This is a genomic window from Bacillus sp. JJ1521 (assembly GCF_036965165.1).
In the GTDB taxonomy this organism is placed as follows: domain Bacteria; phylum Bacillota; class Bacilli; order Bacillales; family Bacillaceae_L; genus Ferdinandcohnia.
The window spans coordinates 1-1733 of sequence record NZ_JBALOX010000296.1; the positions used below are offsets into that span (position 1 = coordinate 1).

A 1733-nucleotide genomic window follows, 5' to 3' on the forward strand; every position below is an offset into this window, starting at 1 on the left:
TTATAAAGTTGTGAAATTTTTAAAAAGAAAACAAAGGAAAGGAACAACGAAATACGTTTAGAAATGTAGATCGAAAGTTCTATTAAAAAATGGAGGGGATCAAATGAATTTAGGTAAAAAGTTGGTTGGGTTTTTGGCAGTTGGAACTCTAGCATTTAGTTTAGCAGCTTGTAGTGGTGGAGGTAGTAGCAGCACTTCCACATCGGGGGAGAAGGCAGATACGAAACCAAAAGAGGAAAAAGTAAGCAAGTATCCAGAGAAAATGATTACAATCATTGCACCATCTGGAGCAGGTGGGGGACTAGATACAGCGGCTAGAACTATAGCGAAAGTTGCAGCTGATAAAAAGTTAGTTGAGCAATCTATTAGTGTTGAGAATAAGCCGGGGGGCGGCCAGGTTCTTGGAATGACAGAATTCGTTCAGAAGGAAAAAGGAAATGATTATGCGCTTCTTCTTCCTTCAACACCTACCGTTCTGAACTTTATTAAGAAAGATGGAACATCGCCATATTCGTTCAGAGATTTGACTCCATTGGCTCGCTTACAGGTTGATTATCCTGTAATTGCAGTTAATGCTGATTCTAAATATAACGATTTAAAATCATTATTTGATGACATCAAAGCAGACCCATCTAGCATTACAATTGCAGGTGGTGGTGCTCCTGGAACACTTGATCATTTAAATTCGATTCTACTTGCGGAAAGTCATGGTATTGATGGTAATAAGGTAAAATTTACTGCATATGATGGTGGTGCAGAAGCCATGACAGCACTTGTTGGTGGACATGCTGATGCACTTACAACTGACGTTTCCGGTGTTGCTGAGTATTTAAAAGCTGGAAAGATTAAAGTATTAGGTGTAGCAGCGCCAGAACGTATGACAGGGGATTTTGCAGACCTTGTTACGTATAAGGAACAAGGATTTGATGTTGAAGTTGCAAACTGGCGTGGGGTTTTTGGACCAAAAGATATGTCTGACGAAGCTAAAGCTTACTGGGAAGAAAAGCTAAAAGAGATAAGTGATAGTGATGAATGGAATGCTGAACTTGCAAAAATGGGAGTTCAAAATGGATATATGAATGCAACTGACTTCCTTGCCGCTCTTGAAAAAGAGGAAGCAGATTACCTAGAGTTATATAAGAAACTAGGTATGGCTAAGTAAATTGTAGAGTTTTAACCAAGGCGGATGCCTCAGATTTTTTTAGGGAATTGTTTCTTAATATCAAAGACTAAATAAGTCACTTCTGAGTGGCACCGTCTTTGTGAACCACATCGAGTAGGACTAAAAAAACTGGGGCAAACACGCCAAGGTGCATTTGATTATGGAGGTGACGATGTTGAATAAGACATTTGATCGATATTTAAGTATTGCATTTATTGCGGTTGGTGTTCTATTTATTTTTGAAGGCCAGAGAATTAATAGTAGTTCTTTTGGTAGTTCTATTGGTCCAGGTGTTTTGCCATCTGCGCTCGGAGTTGTCCTCATATTATTAAGCATCCGCCTTATCTATGAAACATTTCGGAAAAAATACCCTGAACAGAAAAAAGAGAAATTACACTACAAACGCTTCTTGATCATACTTGTTTCAACAACTTTATACGCACTATTGCTTGAACCACTTGGCTATGTAATTAGTACGTTTTTGTTCTTACTTGTTGGGTTCCAAGTCATGCAAAAAGGAAAAATCTTAAATACAATTATTATTGCAGCAGCGGTTCCTGGCGTAATCTAC

General features: G+C 38.4%; 2 protein-coding genes. Both read left to right on the forward strand.

Annotated elements, in window-relative coordinates; translation table 11 throughout:
- Positions 1 to 103 precede the first annotated feature (103 nt).
- Complete coding sequence (locus V7147_RS24975) at positions 104 to 1162, forward strand: tripartite tricarboxylate transporter substrate binding protein (RefSeq protein WP_335370495.1); 1059 nt, start codon at positions 104 to 106, stop codon at positions 1160 to 1162.
- Between the two features lie 172 nt (positions 1163 to 1334).
- The coding region (locus tag V7147_RS24980) for a tripartite tricarboxylate transporter TctB family protein (protein WP_335370496.1) at positions 1335 to 1733 on the forward strand (399 nt) is incomplete at its 3' end.